Origin of the sequence: Methanobrevibacter sp. UBA188, from assembly GCF_905234905.1 — an archaeon.
Classification (GTDB): domain Archaea; phylum Methanobacteriota; class Methanobacteria; order Methanobacteriales; family Methanobacteriaceae; genus Methanocatella.
Genome location: NZ_CAJOJM010000002.1, coordinates 15,765 through 32,380 on the forward strand (window position 1 = coordinate 15,765; position 16,616 = coordinate 32,380).

The window sequence follows — 16,616 nt, forward strand, 5'->3', positions numbered from 1 at the left end:
TACTTAGAAGTTGATTAATATGGGAGACACTGCTGTAAGTGAGCAAAAGGTTGTAGAAACTAGTACAATCAATTCATCAGAAAATAAAGAAGACAGTAAAACAGAATCCAAATCAACTTCCACTAAAAAATCAAAAACAAGAACTCAATCTAGAGGAAAAGCACGAGCAAAACTTATTCGTGAAAATGAAGAAAAAGAAGTAAGCCAATTTAAAGAAAACATTTACATAGTTTTTGTGGAATGTGAAACTCCAGGAAACATTGGTTTTCTTGCAAGAACTATGGCTAACTTTGGATTAAAAAATTTAATACTTATAAACCCTCCAACATTAACTAATGACGCTTATTATCAAGCTACCCATGGAAAATACATTGTTGAAAATGCAAAAGTCTATAAAACATTAGACGAATTCTATCAATCACAAAGAATAGATTTTAAAGTAGCATCAACAGGGATGGCTGGAGGAAGTTACAACTTAGCCAGAATCCCTATAAAACCAGAAGAATTGGGAAAGTCATTGAATGCTTCAAATAAAATTGCTATTCTATTTGGAAGAGAAGGGGATGGCCTTTCAAATAAAGAAATTAACGACTGCGACATCTGCGTGTCCATTCCAACAGATCCAACTTACCCGATAATGAATATTTCCCATGCAGCAGCAATAATATTCTATGAACTGTTTAAAAATAAACATGAATTTGGTGTTGAGGGTTTGAATGAAAGCAGTGCTGTTGAAAAGGACTTGCTGTTAAATGACATGAAAGAATTAATAGATTATCTGGACATTCCGGAGCATAAAAAGAAAAATGGCTTGAAAACATTCAACAACATTATTTCAAGAGCATTCATAACTAGTAGAGAGGCCCATACATTTAAAGGGATATTAAGAAGATTAAAAAATAAACTTGGTGAACAATGAGAAGGCCTAGATTTGTGGATATTAGTATTTTTATTCTTAAATACATATTCAACTGGAGATTTTGGATAGCGGAGATTACCAAAAAATCAGAATCTTACAAAAAAATCATTGACAAAATGCTTTTTGAAAATGATGAAATCGTTATCATACCTAATGCCATTAATGTCAATAAGAAAATAGAATCCGAAGGTTCTGAATTCTTACCTTCCGATATTATTAAAGATGTTGTTAAACGCTGTGATGACATTGTAATTATGAATTCATGTTTATGCAGAAGTTCAAACGATTGTAAAGATTATCCTAAGGATATTGGTTGTATTTTCCTTGGACCGACAGCCAACAAAATCCCAGAACATGTTGGTAAAAAAGCGACAGTTGATGAAGCTCTAGCCCACATCGATAGAGCAGATGCTGCAGGTTTAAGCCACCTCATTGGAAGAAATAAAATCGATACAGTTTGGATGAACATACATCCGGGAGAAGGACTCTTAACAATATGTCATTGCTGTCCATGTTGCTGTTTATGGAAAGTTTATCCTAATTTGGATGAGGACATAAGCAATAAAGTAGAAAAACTTGATGGTATTACAGTAAAGCTTCATGAAGATAACTGCAGACTGTGTAAAAAATGTTTAAATGAAGTTTGCATGTTCCAAGCAATACGCTTAAAAGACAACAAAATCTCAATTGATTATGACACTTGTAAGGGATGCGGCCTTTGTACAAATGCATGCAAATTTGATGCTATTACAATTGATTATTCTGATGAAACTATTGATAATGTAATTAATAGGATGGACAATTTATATAAAAAAGAATTATAATGTTTGTGTGAAAATATGGCAATTTTAAGTGATAAAACTATAAAAGAATATTTGAATGAAGGGAAAATATCTATTGAACCTCTTTTAGATGAAAAACAAATACAGCCATCTTCTGTTGACATGAGATTAGGAGATGAATTCAAAGTATTTAAAGTAATTAGAAAACCTTTCATTGATCCTAAAGATGAAGAAGACATCGCTTCATACATGGAATCAACTACCGTCAAAGAAGGTGAAGCTTTTATAATACACCCTAATGAATTTGCGCTTGCAACAACATTAGAGTATGTCAAAGTGCCAGATGATTTAGTGGCAAGAGTTGAAGGCCGTTCAAGTATGGGTCGTTTAGGCGTCACAATGCACGTTACTGCAGGTTTCATCGACCCTGGATTTGAAGGAAAAATTACATTAGAAATTTCCAACATTGGCGCCATGCCCGTAGCACTTTATCCGGGCCAAAGAGTATGCCAAATTGTATTTGAAACCATGACCACCCCCTCAGAATTACCGTATGGACACCCAGATAGAAAAAGCAAATATATGGGACAAACTAGTCCAGAAAGCAGTAGAGTTAAATTAGATTATGAATTAAAAAAAGATTAGGAGATAATATTTATGAATCATGATAAAATGGCAAACATCAGTGCAAAAAGAGGATTTTTATGGCCGTCCTTTGAAATTTACTCCGGAGTATCTGGTTTTACAGATTATGGACCTCTTGGAGCAAGCTTAAAAAATAACATCATGCAAAAATGGAGAAAACAATACGTTTCTGGTGAAGGATTTTATGAAATTGAAGGTCCTACAGTAATGCCTAAAGAAGTTTTAAAAGCATCAGGACATGTCGATAACTTTACAGACCCAATGTGTAAATGTGAAGAATGTGGAGAAGTATTTAGAGCAGACCACATTATCGAAGAGGTTATTGGCGAAGATGTTGAAAGCCTTGAAAACGAAGAGCTTGACCAAATCGTTATCGACAATAACATAACCTGTCCAGAATGTGGTGGAAAACTGTCAAATATCTGGAATTATAACCTAATGTTTAAAACAGAAATCGGTGCTAAAGGAGACAAGGTAGGTTATATGAGACCAGAAACCGCTCAAGGAATATTTATTTTATTCAAACGTTTGGAAAGATTTTTCAGAGGAAAACTTCCATTTGGAGCAGTTCAACTTGGAAAAGCATATAGAAACGAAATTTCACCAAGACAAGGAGTTATCCGATTAAGAGAATTCACACAAGCAGAAGCAGAGATATTTTTAGACCCTAAAGACAAGACCCATCCAAAATTTGGACAAATAGAAAACGAAATTTTAACATTGAATTCTCAGGAAGTACAGGAAAACAACACAGAACCTCTAAAAATTACTGCACGTGAAGCATTGGAAAAAGGTATTGTAGCCAATGAAATGCTCATTTACCAATTATATTTAGCCCGTAAATTTTTAACAGAAATTGGAATTCCTGAAGAAGTTTTAAGATTCAGACAACATTTGGCTGGAGAAATGGCTCATTATGCTCTTGATTGTTGGGACGTTGAAGTAAAAACCGACAAATACGGATGGGTTGAAATTATTGGAATTGCTGACAGGGGAGATTATGACCTATCATCACACTCCAAATTCAGTAATGATGAACTAACAGTATTTATGGAATACGATGAACCTAAAAAAGTTCAAAAAACAGTAGTGAAACCTAACTTATCCAAATTTGGACCAATATTCAAAGGAGATTCACCTAAAGTAAAACAAGCAATCGAAGATGCAAACCCTGAGGACATTAAAGCAGCTCTTGAAAAAGATGGAAAGTTCACCGTGGAACTAGACAAAGTTTATGAAGTGGATGAAGAATTACTTATCTTTGAAGATGTCGAAGAAGAAATTACCGGTGAACAGATAATTCCCCATGTAATCGAACCTTCATTTGGAATTGACCGTATAGTTTATTCCGTTTTATTGCATTCATTCTGTGAAAGCGATGATAAGGATTATTTCAAATTCAATAAGTCTGTTGCTCCAGTGCAAGTTGGAGTGTTCCCCCTTGTAAACAAAGAAGGACCTCGTGAAATAGCTCAAAATCTTACTGAAGAATTAAGAATGAATGGATTTAGAGTTGAATACGATGCAACTGGAACCATTGGTAAACGATATGCCCGAGCTGATGAAATCGGTATTCCTCTTGCAATCACTGTAGATTTCGATACTCTTGAAGATAATCAAGTAACTGTAAGGGATAGAGACACCGAAGCTCAGGAAAGAATCGCCATTGACAAATTGAACGAATACTTGGAAAAATATTATAAATGAGTTTAAACTCATTTATTTCCATTTTTAAAGTTTTCAAATAGATTGACAGCCCATTTAATTGCATCAGCATTTTTTGATGTCAATAGCCTATTTTGATCGAAATAACCATCATCCTTGAATAATCCCAATACCATCACTTCATCAGTAATTATAAGTAAAAAGTTCTTATTTTGACTAAAAGAGGATAAATTTTCAATTTTGGATTCTTTTTCAAAAATATCGAAAATATTATCACTAACAATAGCTTCAACATCAATTTTATTTTCAACCAATCCATCCAATTGTCTGTTAAAATTTTCATAATAAAATGGTAAAATACATTTTACTTCCTTTGCCTGATTTAAGACCTGCTCAATATAGTTATATATTTTATATGCCTCGATGTCTCTTGATTCAATCAGATTAGCCTGACCAATAAGATATAGCTCAGCCACAGATTCATTGGGAATCATGTCAACCAAATGCTTATCCAAAATATTGAAAAATTTATTTAAAGTGTAAATAATTTCATTCAACGCCAAAATAGTTTCAATTTTTAATCGCATACAGTTAGACAAATAATATTTACTGGATTCTCTGTAAATGTAACCCTTTAATTCTAATTTATGCATGGTGCTAGATACGGAACTATAACTTAATCCAGTATCAGCAGTCAAATCCTTCATGCTTTTTGGATGTTCGTATAAAGTCGCCAATACTTTTAACCTTGAAAGGGAGTTTGTTAAATGTTTTACTTCATCTGAAATGGATTCATAATCTTCTAAATAACATTTGTTTTCAATCACAGTAAGACCACCTATTAGTATTACGTATCATAATATTTTTATTACTTGAGATATAAAATCTCTTGAAGTGAACAAATGCAGAAAGTAACACTTCCAAAAACTTTATAATAATTAAAAATTTCAGATATTTTTTTAAAACAGAACAAACAAATTAATAATCAAATAAAAATATAAAACGGGATAAATATGATAGATACACATATGCATGCAGATTCAAGAAGCGGAGAAGACTTTAAAGAAATGTATATTGCAGGAATTGATACTGCAATTACATGTAGTTACTACCCCTACAAAATAGAACACGAAATGATTCTATCAAACCATTTGAACAGAATTTTAGAACTGGATACATCAAGAGCAAAAGAGTACGGACTAGATTTAAAAGTTGCATTGGGAATACATCCAACAAACTCAAATGTCAATCCTGAAAGAATATTTGAAAAACTATACCAATGGATTGAAAACAAGCAAATAGTAGCCATCGGCGAAATAGGTCTTGAAGATTTAACAGAAAATGAATTGACTATCTTTAAAAAACAGTTAGACATTGCAGATGAAACAAATTCAAAAGTAATTATCCACACCCCTCGAAAGAATAAAAAAGAAGTCCTAAAAGAAATTTTAAATATTCTCCCACAGCACATGGATGAAAAACATGCAGTTATTGACCATATTAATCCCCAAGTTGTTGGTGATGCAATAGATACCAATTGTATGCTTGGTTTAACAATTCAGCCACAAAAAATGGACAAAACCGAAGCAATATCAATTTTGGACGAATACGGATTTGACAGATTCGTGCTGAATAGTGACATCAGCAATAAAGCATCAGACCCCCTTTCAGTTCCAAAAACTGTAAGAGAATTGCAAAAACAAGGCTATGATAAAAAAGACATAGATAAGGTATCCCATAAAAATGCTTTAAGTTTCTTTAATCTTGGCCAACAATATTAAGTCATTTAAAAATAAATAATATAATATGATTGAAAAGATACCTATTCCAATTTGCGGATTGATTTTGGCATTTCTTTCACTTGGAAATCTCCTAAATGATACTCATCCCCTTTTAAAGGTAATTTGTGGTATAATAGGTATCGTATTATTAATTTTAATTTTATCCAAACTATTATTATATCCCAAAAAGATTAAAGAGGATTTCAAAAATCCAATTATTGCAAGTAATTCCGGTACATTTTCGATGAGTTTGATGATTTTATCTACATACATCTCACCATTTATGCCGAGTATTGCATATGGTATTTGGATATTGGGTGTAGCCTTGCATATTTTGCTAATTGTTTACTTTACCCATCATTTTATTATTCGTAATTTCAATATTTCAACAGTCTATCCCAGCTACTGGATAGTGTTTGTAGGAATCACGATGGGAGCGATTACTGCACATGCCCACAATCTTGATGAAATAGGTTTTATTTTCTTTTTGGTTGGATTTATAGGAATGATTTTCACATTCCCTCTTGTAATATACAGATATATAAATTATAAAGATATTCCAAATGCCAATAAGCCATTAATTTGCATTTTTACAGCAGTTTTAAGCATATTGATTGTAGGTTACTTAAATTCATATAATGACATATCTATTGAATTTTTAATGATAATGTACATATTTGCATGCATATTTTATATTTTTGCACTAACAAAATTAATAGAATATAGAAATCTGGAATTTTATCCAAGCTTTGCCGCATTTACTTTCCCATTCGTTATCAGCGGACTTGCAACAAAAGGAGTCATATCAAAAATAGGTTCAAATATCATCTTAAATAGTGTTTTAAGTATAGAAACAGTCATAGCTACTGCTATTGTATTATATGTATTAATAAGATATATGAAATTTTTAAGTAGAAATTAATCTACTTAATTTTTATTAACCAATTTAACTTTTTTAGGAGAAATAATGATTAAATTTTTATTTTCAGAACGTGCAAGCAATAATGCTTGAGCACCATATCTTTGCCTCATTTTTTTAATTTTATCCCCCGCAAGCCTAAAATTAGCAGGACTTTCTTTTTCCAAGAAAGACAAATCTAAAATCACAGGATTTTTTTCTTCAACAACCTGATCTACAACATAGTTAACATCATCAATTGATTTTGGCCTGATAAGAGCAATCTCATAAAATGATTGTTCAGGAGTGATTACATAATCAAAGTCATCATATACAGGTGCGGATTGAGGCATCACATCTTGATAAGAATTATAACTTGGATTAGGGTTAGGATTATAATTCCTATTAGGATTATAACTTTGATGAGGATTATGGTTTACATTAGAGTCATGATCTTGTACATGAACCTCATCCTGAGGATGATTGTTTGAGGTACCTTGAAAATTAGTAACCTCAGATTTTATTGTTGCACCAAATTCGCGAAATACATCAGTGAGGCTAGTACCTTCTTGTTCTTTTTTTTCAGATGATTCTGTTTCTTCAAATCCCAAACTTCTTTTTAAATTGTCTGTAAACCCCATTTTAACTACTCCTCTAAGTATTCAAAAATAGCATCTAATAGTTTAGAAGCCCCATTATTATAAACATCTTCAGCAGGTAATCCATATTCAGATTCAAATGAATCAAGTGTCATACCTTCATCAGCATTTTTAAGATTGATTGATAATCCAACAACTTTTGTTGGTTCAACAGCTTCAATAGCCCTTATTTCTTCTTCAATACCTTTAGGTTCCCTATAAGGGTGATTTGGTCTATGACCCACAATGACTGCATCAGGAGCACATCCAATCAATATTGCTGCTGACAATCCTCTTGGATGAGGATTTCCATCTTCAGTTAAGCTGGATTGTCCTTCGATAAAAATAATATCAGGGTTTTTATGTTCTTCAACATATTTAATTGCAGATAATACAGCTGCTGGAACATCCATTGCAGATAAACTTCCAGCTCTAAAATTAAAATCAGTCGGTTCTTCCAATCCCATTTCATCAGTTGAAATTATTGCAGGATTTAAATTTCTTTCAATACAAGATATGCCTAATTGTTTAGTAGTAGTTCTTTTTCCACACTCTTGAGAGGTTCCTCCAACAAAAATAACTGGAGCCTTAGGAGTATAGGAAATTTTTGGTAAAACTTCACAAGATTTTTCAGGAGCAATGCCAGCTATCTTTTCAACAACATCCAATCTAGGACCGATTTCCTTTATAACAACATTTTTTGAATCAGCAAATTTCTTTAAAGATGCATTATCACTTACTGATAAAGATCTAAATGAAGTTATTACATTCAATCCCGCATCGATAGCTTGAACAGCATATTTTAAAGCTGAACCTTCAGCACCAATTGGCAACATTATCACAAGAGATTTTGCATCAGGCGCTTGTTTTAAACATTCATCAAGACTTCCTGAAACAATATGCCCGCAAAATTCTTTTCCTTGCTTTTTAACATTATCATCAATGAATCCAATTGCGTTTACTCCTTCGAGATTGGAGAATTTCTCTCCTCCACCCCCACAACCAACAACAACGAATGGATTTAAATCTTGAATTTCTTTAACTGATTTTACTGAATACAACAATTTCACCCCTATAACTTATAATTTATAATTATCCCTGTAATTTATTATCCTACTATTTTTGAAAAAATCATAAAAATAATATTATATTATTAAATATAATTTTTCATATTAATAAATGTAAATGTTTTAAGAAGAATAATTAATAAATATAGTATTACTAAAAAAAATTAAGGAGAAAGTTGGATGAGAAAACCTTATGTTATTTTAATTGGAAGTGCATCAGGAATTGGAAAATCAACAATAGCTGCTGAATTGGCCAAACAATTAAATATCAAGCATTTAATCGAAAGCGATTTCATTAGAGCTGTTGTTCGTGGAATTATAGGAAAAGAATATGCTCCTGCACTTCACAGCTCATCTTATGATGCATATAAGAATCTAAGAAATAAAGCCCGCTTTGAAAATTATGAGGATTTAGTATCTGCAGGATTTGATGAACATGCATCATATGTGATTCCAGCACTTGAAAAAATAATACAAAGAGCTATTACCGATTATGATGATATTGTTATTGAAGGAGTGCATTTAGTACCTGGATTAATAGATATTGAACAATTTAAGGAATTTGCGAACATATACTTCTTTGTATTGAGTTCTGATGAAGACTCCCACAAAGAGAGATTCGTTAAAAGAGCAGTTCAAATTCATCGTGGTGGAAAACAATTAGATTACTTCAAAGAAAACAGAATTATTCATGACCACCTATTAGAACAGGCAGAAAAAAACGATGTTGTTGTTATCAATACTGAAACAATTGAAAAATCTATGGACAGCATCCTATCAGTGATAAATAAAGCATGCACCACAATAAAATTAACCAATAGTGTTGATGAACTGGAAGATGTTATAAATATCATTATCAATGAAAACAACGGCTCCATTGAAAAGATTACCTACAACATTACTGGATTTAAAGAGCCTCTTGTTAGAAACATAAATATTTCAGATGCAAAATCTTCAATGAGATTTATCAAAAATATCAATGAAAATAAAGATAAAAAGGAATATTTAAGTAAATTATATGATTTGTCAGATTATAGAAATACAGTAATTTGTGCTTCAAATCCGGAAAAAATAGAAAAAATTATAAAAGAATTAGAATCAAAAGGATATGTTTTAAATGAATGAAGAAGAACTTAATGAAATGATTATTAAATGTCCTGCATGCGGTATTGAAGGAGTCGCCAAATCAATTATGAAAGAGATTGAAATACCTCATTTTGGCAAAGTTTTAGAAACAACAATACAATGCCCATCCTGCGGATTTAAACATAGTGACATCATAGCTTTAGAGCAAAATGACCCTGCAAAATATGTTATTGAAATAAATAAAAACACATTATCAACCAGAGTTGTAAGATCACAATCTGCAACAGTTTCCATACCCGAAGTTGGCGTTAAAGTAGAACCTGGGCCAAAATCAGAAGGATATGTAACAAATATTGAAGGAATGCTGACACGTTTTGAAAGTGCAGTTAAAAAGGCATTGAATTTATTTGATGATGAAGAATCACAAAACAATGCAAAGAATACTTTGACTCATATTCAGGAGTTAAAAAAAGGAAACGGAACTGCAACATTAATTATTCTAGATCCATTCGGACAGAGCAATATCGTAAGTGAAAATGTGAAAGTTTTAGAAATTCCCGAAGAGGAATTGCATAATTTAAAAACAGGTTTTAGCCATATCGAAGATAAATAAGAAGAAGATTATTCTTCTTCAAGTTCTTCATCTTCATTTGCTGAGAAATCAGTAAATGAATCTTCTTCTACAACATCTTTTAATTTTAAAGTTTTTTGAACATCCATAGCTAATGCATTACAATCTGCTTTGATAGCTTCTAAATGTAATAAAATTCTTTCTTTTTCTTGATTAATCCTTTCGATATTAGTGTAAGGGTAAGTAGATTCCTTAAGCATTTCGTATTCAATTGTAGTATATGGGTAATCATTTAATTGTTTACATACATTTTTTAAAACATCGCCTAAGAACTTGTTCATTTCAACTTTTACTCTTTCCCTAATCATTTTGTCGTCATCCAAATTTTCTTTCATTAAACGAACAACTTCAGCTTTAGCGAAAGGTAATTTTTCATCATCTTCTTCAATATATTCTTCGGAAGTTTCTTCAATCATTTCTTCTTCAGACACAATTACACCTCGTTTGATTAATTAAAAATATTGAAGATATATGCGATTTTTTAAAAAAAATCATCAATACATCAATATCTAAACAAATATTTGTCAGAAGTTTTATATAAATGTATTGTTTTAATTAGAAAAATGAAGCAGTATTTGGCTATTTTATAGAGCAAGTTATAAAATAATTATAGGGAAAATTAATAATTTTAATAGTTGCAAAATTTTGAAAAATCGTTTGAAAAAAATAAAAAATAGTAGCATTAAAGCTACTTTAAATTACCTTTTCTTTGAGAAATTGTTACCTACAATCATAAGTAAAAACACTATTGAAAGTACTAAAAATACAAATGGATTTCCAGCCACATTACTTTCAAGTAAACTAAAGTTATTTACACTGATTTCACTATTTTTAACAATTTCATCATTATTAGTAGTGTTAGGAGTTTTATTAACAGGTTTTTTAGGAATTTCATCATTTTCAGTGACGTTAACTATTTCAACATCTTCATTATTGTCCAAATTATAATCAAATGTCTCACTAGTTGCTGAAACAATATTTTTAACAATTCCTTTACCTGTTGCTATAGCATCAACCAATAATTCAGCAGATTCACCAGCAGCCAATTTATTAATTGACCAAGTTTGAGTTAATTTATTGAAACTTCCTTTTGAAGCTTTAAAAGATTTCAAAACTAAAGAATCATCATGAACATCATTAACTTCAATTTTTCTAGCATCATCCGGACCATTGTTGGTTAATTTAATTGAATATGTAATAATATCCCCTAATTTATAATAGTATTTAGAGGCTGTTTTTGTTATTATCAAATCACAAGCAGGATTAACAAAAATTGACTCATTAGCATTATTATTGTCTACATCAGGATCAAATTCGTTACCTTGAACGCTTGCAAAGTTTGTGAAAGTTCCAGTGGCTGAAACTTTACAAATCATATCCAATTCCCTAACTTCACCTACAACCAAATCACCAACATACCAAGTTCCATCAGAATAAATAAAATCACTGGCTTTAATTAAAGTTATGCCTTTTGGCATTGTATCTCTAACAATGACCCCACTTGCATTATTAGGACCATTATTTGAAACTATTACAGTCCATTTTATAAATTCACCATAATTCGGATTTGATACATTGACAATTTTTATTACAGATAAATCTGCTACAGGCAAAGCATCAATGAACTCTGAATCATTATTATTAGACATATTCAAATCATATTCACTGCAATTAGCAGATGCATGATTATAAATGATGCCAAGTCCATTAACCATACATGAGATGTTTAAATATGCAGTTTCTTTACTATTCAATTGTTCAATGACCCAGTTATTTCCTATGAATTGTCCAACAGATGCTGTATAATAATTATAGATTAAATTTTCATCCAATAAATCATTCAAAACAACATTTGTTGCATTATCAGGACCATTATTTTTAATGGAAATGAACCAGATAATATTTTCACCATAATAAGGGTTTTTGTTTGATACTTGTTTGACAACCTCCAAATCAACAGTCAATGGAACATCAATTGTTTCATTGTCAACGTTATTGTGAATATTTGGATCATCCTCTTCAGCAGTGATTGAAGCATAATTAGTAATATTTCCTGTTGTATTGACTTCGCAAATAATATCTAATGACTCCTCTTCACCATTTTCCAAACAACACAAATACCAAACACCTTTATCATAAAATCCTTTGGTTGTCACCACATCAACCAATATCAATCCTTTAGGCAGAATATCTTCTACAGCTACAGATGTGGCTTTATCAGGACCATTATTTTTGGCAATTAAAGTCCATGTAATTAAATTACCATATAAGGGATTTGAATCATCAACAATTTTTACAATTGATACATCAGCAGTTTTATTAACTTCAACAATCTCTGAAGCATTATTATTGCTTAAATCATAATCAAACTCACGAGCAGTAACTGAAACATTATTTTGTGTAATACCAGTTCCATTTACCATAGCAACAATGTTTAAACGAATTTCTACACCACAATTTAATTGAGCTATTGTCCAAATACCAGTTCTAGGATTGTATTTACCATTACTGTCATCACTAATCCAAATAAGTGAACCTGGAAGAACATCATTCACAATAACATCATGAGCAACATCAGGACCATTATTTCTAACAACAATACTCCAAGTCACATTATCCCTATAGTTCGGATTGCTTTCATTTACAGTTTTTTCAACCTCCATATCACAAGCAGGATTGATCAATACAGAAGCATTAGCACGATTATTGGACAAATCATAATCAAATTCATTTCCAGTAACATTAGCAATATTGACAAAACGGCCAGTATTTTCAACTTTACAAATTATTTCCAAAATAACACTCTCACCAACAGCAAGCCTACCAATGTTAATAACTCCATCGGAATAACTACCTTTCTCCAAAACAGAATCAACATAAACAAAACCATCAGGCAAGACATCAGTCACCACAACACCAGTTGCAACATCAGGACCATTATTAGAAACAGACAACTTCCATCTAACCAAATCATTGAAATTAGCCTGAGACACATTAACCTGCTTAACAATAGCCAAATCAGAAGCCGGAGAAACATCAATTATTTCAGAATCATTATTATTACTCAAATCATAATCAAACTCACGAGCACTAACAGAAACATTATTTTCGACAGTACCAGTCTGATTAACCATAGTAATAATATCCAATTGAATATCCTCATCAGGATTTAATTTATTTATTGTCCAAATACCAGTTTTAGGGTTAAATTTACCACTGCCATTATCAGCAACCCAAATCAAGGATTTAGGAAGGACATCATTCACAACAATATCATGAGCGACATCAAGACCATTATTTCTAACAACAATACTCCAAGTCACACAGTCCCTATAGTTCGGATTACTTTCATTTACAGTTTTTACAACCTCCATATCACAAGCAGGATTGATTAATACCGATGCATTAGCACGGTTATTGGACAAATCATGATCAAATTCGTTTCCAGTAACATTAGCAATATTGACAAAACGGCCAGTATTTTCAACTTTACAGATTATTTCCAAAATAACACTCTCACCAACAGCAAGTTTATCGATGTTAATAACTCCATTGGAATAACTACCTTTCTCCAAAACAGAATCAACATAAACAAAGCCATCAGGCAAGACATCAGTCACAACAACTCCAGTTGCAACATCAGGACCATTATTAGAAACAATCAACCTCCATCTAACCAAATCATTGAAATTAGCCTGAGACACATTAACATGTTTAACAATAGCCAAATCAGAAGCCGGAGAAACTTTAATTATTCCAGAATCATTATTATTACTCAAATCATAATCAACTTCCTGACCGGAAACTGAAACATTGTTTGTAATTACTCCTGTTGCATTTACACGACAAATGATTTTTAATCTAGATTCCTGATTAACATTAAGAGTACCAATGTTCCATATTCCAGTGATATGGTCATAATTTCTATCGTTGCTAATCCAAATCAAAGATTTAGGAAGAATATCTTTTGCCACAACGCCATGTGCAGTATCCGGACCATTATTTTTAACGACAATAGTCCATTCCACCAAATCATTATAATCTGGAAGTGAATTGTTAACCATCTTTTTTACTTCCAAATCAGATGTTGGAGGAACAATAATGCTAGATTGATCATGATTGTTAGTTAAATTAATGTCAAACTCTTTAGAAGTCACATTAGCTTTATTAACTATTTCACCAGTTTTATTAATTATGGCAAAAATATTAACAATCTTTTGCTCACCAACATCCAATTCACCAATATTCAATATACCTGTTGCAGGATCATATTTTCCACCACTGTCATCACGGATATAAATTAATCCTTCAGGCAAAATATCAGTTACCACAACGCCGGTTGCTTTATTTGGACCTGCATTTGTAATGTTTAATGTCCAGACAACAACATCTTCAAAGTTATAATTATCTGAATTAGAGGATTTCTCTATTCTGCTGTCTATCTTAGGAGAAACTGTGAAAGTTGTCCTATTGGTTATTGCTTTATAATAGGTATCTTCAAAGTGTTTTGCAGTTACATAGTATTTTCCAGGTTGTAAATTGTTTAATTCATCTGAAACTTCACCTAAATAATTAGAATTCAATGTCTTATTGTAAACAACAGTGCCGTCATCTTTTTCTACAGTCAATTCTATTTCCATGTTATATTCACGGTCATCCTGATATAATCTCCCATCATTTGTTGCACCATTAATCGGATTTTCATTATCAATTTTGATTTTAGAATAGCTTGCAGCATTGTAGATTGCATTTGAAACAGCCAAATTATTATATTTTGCAATATTATTTCCACCATGAATGATAGATTTGATTTCTTCACTATCTCCATAATAAATATCATTGGCAAAAATTGGCAATGCATAAACCCATGCCTGATTCTGATACATAGTATTATTGACAAATATTGATTTTTCACTGAATTTATCCAAGTAAACGGCACTACCATTTCTTGCAGTATTATAGTAAAACTCATTATTTTCAATGTTTGTGTTGGTACTGTTTACATAGATTGCACCACCTAAACCTTCATTGTATTTATCTTTATCCGGAATTGCACTATTATTCCTAAATGAAGAATTAACAATGAATGTATTTTTTCCTTTGGTAAATACTGCACCACCATCAATTTCAGCAATATTACCATTTAAAAATGAATTTTTTAATGTGACTGTAGTAGCTTCCATATTCAATGCGCCACCATATGTTGATGCATAATTATCATTGAATTTACAATTATCGAATTCGATATTAAATCCACATAATTGAACTGCGCCACCCAATGGGGCTTCATTTTCAATAAATGTACAATCATTAATTTTTAAATTCATTGAAGGATAAAAACCAAGACCTGTAGATAAGGCTCCTCCATATTCTGAAGCCTTGTTGGATATGAAAATACAATCATTCAATTTCCCAGATGCATGATATGTTAACGCTCCACCCTCATCAGCAGAATTGTTAATAAATATGCATCCTCTATATTCTACACCATTACGGATGCATCCTGCACCACCATGAGTATGACCACCTTTAGAAGTTACATAATTGTTGGTGAAATTACAATTTGAAACAAGTCCATTACAATTTGGCTCATCCATACCTATTTGAATCGCACCCCCATAACAATCACTTCCAACAGTATCAATAACCCGATTAGATGTAAACAAACAATTAATTACTTTTGAATTCTTTCCAAATAACCCTAAAGCACCTCCTGCTATATTTGCAGTATTTGAACTAAATTTACAATTTTTAACAACCGTATTTACCGCAAATGATGAATTATACCTACTACTTACTCCTGCACCACCTGTAGAAGCATGGTTATTTTCAAAAATACAATTATCGATTACAACATTATTGCCTTCAATATATATTCCCCCACCTCTACTACGATTACCATTAATAAATTTTAGATTGCTGATAACAGTGCCTGCAGCCGCACTTTTAATCGAAAAAATCCCTACCGAATTTTTACCATTGAGAGTGGCTGAAGACGATGATGTTATCATAAATACCATCATTGTCATTTTTAGATACGAAACTACCTTTTAAAATAATTTTATCATCAGCGCTTGCCTTATTGATCACCTCTTGAATATCACTAAAACTACCGCCATTCAATGTATATGTTTTAGCAGTTAAAATTTCATCTTTTTGATTATTGTCCAAACTTAACAGTTCATTTTGAGAATTTTCTAGCGTATCTTCAACATCTAAACCAATTTCCATTTCACTACTATTTTCATTTAATTCAACAGCATATGAATTGTCCATATTTAATCCAAATGCTGCAAATACTAAACAAACAAATAGCATCGAAATTAAGAAATTTTTGCTAATTGCTATCTTTTGAGTTTTTTTCAACATTTTATCACCTAAGCGAGGACGATGACAAATACCATTAATTAACAAAAGCTATTAATTAGCAATTAAACTTTTTACCTTAATTAAAATCCTAAAAAGAATGTCCCATCATTATAAAATTTAAAACAGTTCCAAAAT

14 protein-coding genes are annotated in these 16,616 nt (G+C 31.6%); 8 read left to right on the top strand and 6 right to left on the bottom strand.

Features of this window, described 5'->3' with window-relative positions; translation table 11 throughout:
- Positions 1–10: 10 nt before the first annotated feature.
- From QZ143_RS00495 to glyS, 4 genes are read left to right on the top strand one after another with little or no spacing between them, the layout of a single operon-like run.
- Positions 11–919: a TrmJ/YjtD family RNA methyltransferase gene (locus QZ143_RS00495; protein WP_292609401.1), complete on the top strand. Its 909-nt coding sequence runs from the start codon at positions 11–13 to the stop codon at positions 917–919.
- Complete coding sequence (locus QZ143_RS00500) at positions 916–1,743, top strand: 4Fe-4S binding protein (RefSeq protein WP_292880226.1); 828 nt, start codon at positions 916–918, stop codon at positions 1,741–1,743. The genes QZ143_RS00495 and QZ143_RS00500 overlap by 4 nt, the downstream gene beginning before the upstream one ends.
- A 15-nt stretch (positions 1,744–1,758) precedes the next feature.
- On the top strand, positions 1,759–2,346 hold the full coding sequence (gene dcd, locus QZ143_RS00505) for a dCTP deaminase (RefSeq protein ID WP_292880230.1): 588 nt from the start codon (positions 1,759–1,761) through the stop codon (positions 2,344–2,346).
- A gap of 12 nt (positions 2,347–2,358) precedes the next feature.
- Positions 2,359–4,053: a glycine--tRNA ligase gene (gene glyS / locus QZ143_RS00510; RefSeq protein WP_292880233.1), complete on the top strand. Its 1,695-nt coding sequence runs from the start codon at positions 2,359–2,361 to the stop codon at positions 4,051–4,053.
- A gap of 8 nt (positions 4,054–4,061) precedes the next feature.
- Here glyS and QZ143_RS00515 read toward each other — a convergent pair whose 3' ends face one another.
- Positions 4,062–4,838, bottom strand: a complete 777-nt coding sequence (locus QZ143_RS00515) for a transcriptional regulator FilR1 domain-containing protein (RefSeq protein WP_292609394.1) — start codon at positions 4,836–4,838, stop codon at positions 4,062–4,064.
- 186 nt (positions 4,839–5,024) lie between these two features.
- On the opposite strand from QZ143_RS00515, the gene QZ143_RS00520 reads away from it, so the two are divergent.
- Positions 5,025–5,792 (top strand): TatD family hydrolase, encoded by a 768-nt coding sequence (locus QZ143_RS00520; RefSeq protein ID WP_292880235.1) that lies wholly within the window; start codon positions 5,025–5,027, stop codon positions 5,790–5,792.
- 25 nt (positions 5,793–5,817) lie between these two features.
- Positions 5,818–6,714: a TDT family transporter gene (locus tag QZ143_RS00525; RefSeq protein WP_292880238.1), complete on the top strand. Its 897-nt coding sequence runs from the start codon at positions 5,818–5,820 to the stop codon at positions 6,712–6,714.
- A 5-nt stretch (positions 6,715–6,719) separates the two neighbouring features.
- Here the strand turns inward: QZ143_RS00525 and sepF are convergent, their stop codons facing one another.
- Together sepF and QZ143_RS00535 are read right to left on the bottom strand one after the other, a co-directional pair.
- Positions 6,720–7,331, bottom strand: a complete 612-nt coding sequence (gene sepF, locus QZ143_RS00530; RefSeq protein WP_292606777.1) for a cell division protein SepF — start codon at positions 7,329–7,331, stop codon at positions 6,720–6,722.
- A gap of 5 nt (positions 7,332–7,336) precedes the next feature.
- The gene (locus tag QZ143_RS00535) at positions 7,337–8,389 is read right to left on the bottom strand and encodes a DUF1611 domain-containing protein (RefSeq protein ID WP_292880241.1); all 1,053 of its coding nucleotides are present in this window, start codon (positions 8,387–8,389) and stop codon (positions 7,337–7,339) included.
- A gap of 186 nt (positions 8,390–8,575) precedes the next feature.
- Between QZ143_RS00535 and QZ143_RS00540 the strand changes: the two genes are divergently transcribed.
- Complete coding sequence (locus QZ143_RS00540; protein WP_292880244.1) at positions 8,576–9,520, top strand: 3H domain-containing protein; 945 nt, start codon at positions 8,576–8,578, stop codon at positions 9,518–9,520.
- On the top strand, positions 9,513–10,094 hold the full coding sequence (locus QZ143_RS00545; RefSeq protein ID WP_292606926.1) for a ZPR1 zinc finger domain-containing protein: 582 nt from the start codon (positions 9,513–9,515) through the stop codon (positions 10,092–10,094). Before QZ143_RS00540 ends, QZ143_RS00545 begins: the two co-directional genes overlap by 8 nt.
- A gap of 8 nt (positions 10,095–10,102) precedes the next feature.
- Here QZ143_RS00545 and QZ143_RS00550 read toward each other — a convergent pair whose 3' ends face one another.
- The 3 genes from QZ143_RS00550 to QZ143_RS00560 form a co-directional block, all read right to left on the bottom strand.
- A complete protein-coding gene (locus QZ143_RS00550) occupies positions 10,103–10,543 on the bottom strand; it encodes a hypothetical protein (protein WP_292606923.1) in 441 nt (146 codons plus the stop codon).
- Positions 10,544–10,810: 267 nt separating this feature from the next.
- Positions 10,811–16,123: a hypothetical protein gene (locus tag QZ143_RS00555; protein ID WP_292880247.1), complete on the bottom strand. Its 5,313-nt coding sequence runs from the start codon at positions 16,121–16,123 to the stop codon at positions 10,811–10,813.
- Positions 16,086–16,481: a hypothetical protein gene (locus tag QZ143_RS00560; protein WP_292880250.1), complete on the bottom strand. Its 396-nt coding sequence runs from the start codon at positions 16,479–16,481 to the stop codon at positions 16,086–16,088. The genes QZ143_RS00555 and QZ143_RS00560 overlap by 38 nt, the downstream gene beginning before the upstream one ends.
- Positions 16,482–16,616 lie beyond the last annotated feature (135 nt).